Genomic DNA, 2,587 nt, shown 5'->3' with positions numbered 1-2,587 from the left:
GGCATGGTGGTCAGCGCGCAGGACATCGCCTCCCACGTGGGGGCGGATATTCTGGCGCGCGGCGGGAATGCGGTGGATGCGGCGGCGGCCGTCGCCTACACGCTGGCGGTGGTCTATCCGGCGGCGGGCAATATCGGCGGGGGCGGTTTCATGACGCTGCGCACGCCGGACGGGCAGGTCAGCTTCATTGATTTTCGTGAACATGCCCCCGGCGCGGCAACGCCCACCATGTACCAGGACGCGACGGGTAACGTCATTGCCGGGGCCTCCGTCACGGGGTGGCGGGCCGTGGCCGTTCCCGGTACCGTGGCGGGAATCGAGCAGGTGCATGACCGCTGGGGCAGCCTGCCGCGCGCGACGGTGATGGGCCCGGCCATCGCCCTGGCCCGTGACGGCTTTGTTCTCGCGCAGAGCGATGTTGACCTGCTCCATACCGCCACGGCGGCTTTCGCGCGCGATCCCTATGCACGCAGGATCTTCCTGCGCCCCGATGGTTCGCCCCTTATGGCGGGGGACCGGCTGGTGCAGGCGGATCTGGCCCGCACGCTGGAGCGGATCGCACGCCATGGCGCCCGCGCGTTCTACACGGGGCCGATCGCGCGTGAAATTGTCCGGACCAGCGCGAAGGGCGGCGGTATTCTCGCCCGTCAGGATTTTGCCACGTATCACACGCGCGTCATGACGCCCCTGGCCTGTGACTATCATGGCTATCACATCGATACCGCGCCCCCCCCCAGCGGCGGCGGCATCGCGTTGTGCGAGATGCTGAACATCCTGTCAGGTTACGACATGCACGCCCTTGGCCTGCATACGGCCGCCAGCGTGCAGCGCACGGTCGAGGCCATGCGCCACGCCTATGCCGACCGGCAGGCGCTGGGCGATCCGGCTTTTGTCAGCAATCCGGTGCAGCATCTGAATGACCCGGCCTACGCGCGCGAGATCCGGCGGTATCTGCCGTCTGATCACGCGCTTCCCTCCGCCAGCCTGCGCCCCGGCGCGCCCGACCCGGAAAAGGAGGAAACCACCCATTATTCCATCGCGGATAAAAGCGGCATGGCGGTAGCCGTGACCTATACGCTCAATGGCTGGTTTGGCGCGGGTGTCGTGGCGGGGCGCACCGGCGTCGTGATGAATGACGAGATGGACGATTTCTCCACCCGTCCCGGCGCGCCCAACATGTTCGGGATCGTTGGCAGCGCGGCCAATGCGATCGCGCCGGGCAAGACGCCGCTTTCCTCCATGGCGCCAACCATCGTCTCACGCAACGGGCGGCCGGTCATGGTGCTGGGCAGTCCGGGCGGGTCGCGCATACCCACCATCATCCTGTCCGTCCTGATGGGCGTTGTCGATTACGGGCTGGATGTGCAGCAGGCGGTCGACCTGCCCCGCATCCATGAACAGTGGCAGCCCGATGTGGTGGAAGTGGAACCCGGCGCGCTGTCGCCCAACGTGGCGCGCACGCTCACGCGGGAGGGATACACCATACGCGAACACGCGCCGTGGGGGCTGGCGGAAAGCATCCTGGCCGGTGGCCCGCGCATCGGGCAGGCCAGCCCCATGCGCTATTATGGCGGGGCCGACATGCGCCACCACTCCGGCGCGGCGGTGGGGGAGTAGGCGCCAGATCGCCATGCGTGGGGCCTCCTCCGTCCAGTCTCCGGCCGGGAGGCGTGATTTTTTCCATGGCCCCCTTGTGCATGGGGCGGGTGTATGTGTTAGAACCCGCTCGGGAGATCGGTTGTAGACGGATACCTTGCTAACCTGGTCAGGTCCGGAAGGAAGCAGCCATAGTGAGTTTCGTCCGGGTTATGGCCGGTCTTCCACCCACAGTTTCCGTGTCGCCACCGCGTCTGGCGCGATGGCCACTTCTCCAGCCCGGATGCATCAATGACCGTCCCGTCGGATCAGGATCGTTCCGAGGAGGCCGGGCTGCCTGCGCCGCCCGCAGATGGCCCCGGCCTGTTTGGTGACGCACCGCAGCCATCCGTGGCGCCCGCCACGCCCTACCGTGTGCTGGCCCGCAAATACCGCCCCACCACATTCGATGACCTGATCGGTCAGGAAACCACCGTCCGTATCCTGCGCAACGCCTTTGCGCTGGGCCGTGTCGCGCATGCCTTCATGCTGACGGGCGTGCGTGGCGTGGGCAAGACCACCACGCGCGGATTATCGCGCGCGCGCTCAACTGCACCGGCCCCGATGGAAAGGGCGGCCCCACGGCGGATCCGTGCGGGGTCTGCCCCAACTGCGTGGCCATTCTGGCCGACCGCCACCCCGATGTGCTGGAGATGGACGCCGCCTCGCGCACGGGCGTGGACGATGTGCGCGAAATCATCGAGGCGACGCGTTTCCGCCCCATGCAGGGGCGCATGAAGGTCTTCATCATCGATGAGGTCCACATGCTCTCGCGCAATGCGTTCAACGCGCTGCTCAAGACGCTGGAGGAGCCGCCCGCGCAGGTCACCTTCATTTTCGCGACCACCGAACTGCGCAAGGTGCCGGTGACCGTCCTGTCACGGTGCCAGACCTTCGCGCTGCGCCGCGTGCCGCAGGTGATGCTGGCGGCGCATTTCGACCGGATCGCGCA

The 2,587-nt window shown here is 67.3% G+C and carries 1 protein-coding gene, 1 other RNA gene and 1 pseudogene; all 3 read left to right on the top strand.

Translation table 11 applies throughout. The features are described from left to right. On the top strand, nt 1-1,617 hold a 1,617-nt coding region (gene ggt, locus JCM25156_RS13465; RefSeq protein ID WP_025813493.1), incomplete at its 5' end, for a gamma-glutamyltransferase. A 112-nt stretch (nt 1,618-1,729) separates the two neighbouring features. Continuing rightward, an RNA gene (ffs, locus tag JCM25156_RS28070) (signal recognition particle sRNA small type) lies at nt 1,730-1,824 on the top strand. A 63-nt stretch (nt 1,825-1,887) separates the two neighbouring features. Further along, a pseudogene (gene dnaX, locus JCM25156_RS24415) lies at nt 1,888-2,587 on the top strand (DNA polymerase III subunit gamma/tau); the annotation flags it as partial.

Source organism: Komagataeibacter kakiaceti JCM 25156 (assembly GCF_000613305.1).
Note: the sequence above shows the minus strand (reverse complement) of the source record. Positions and strands in the feature narration are given on the sequence as shown.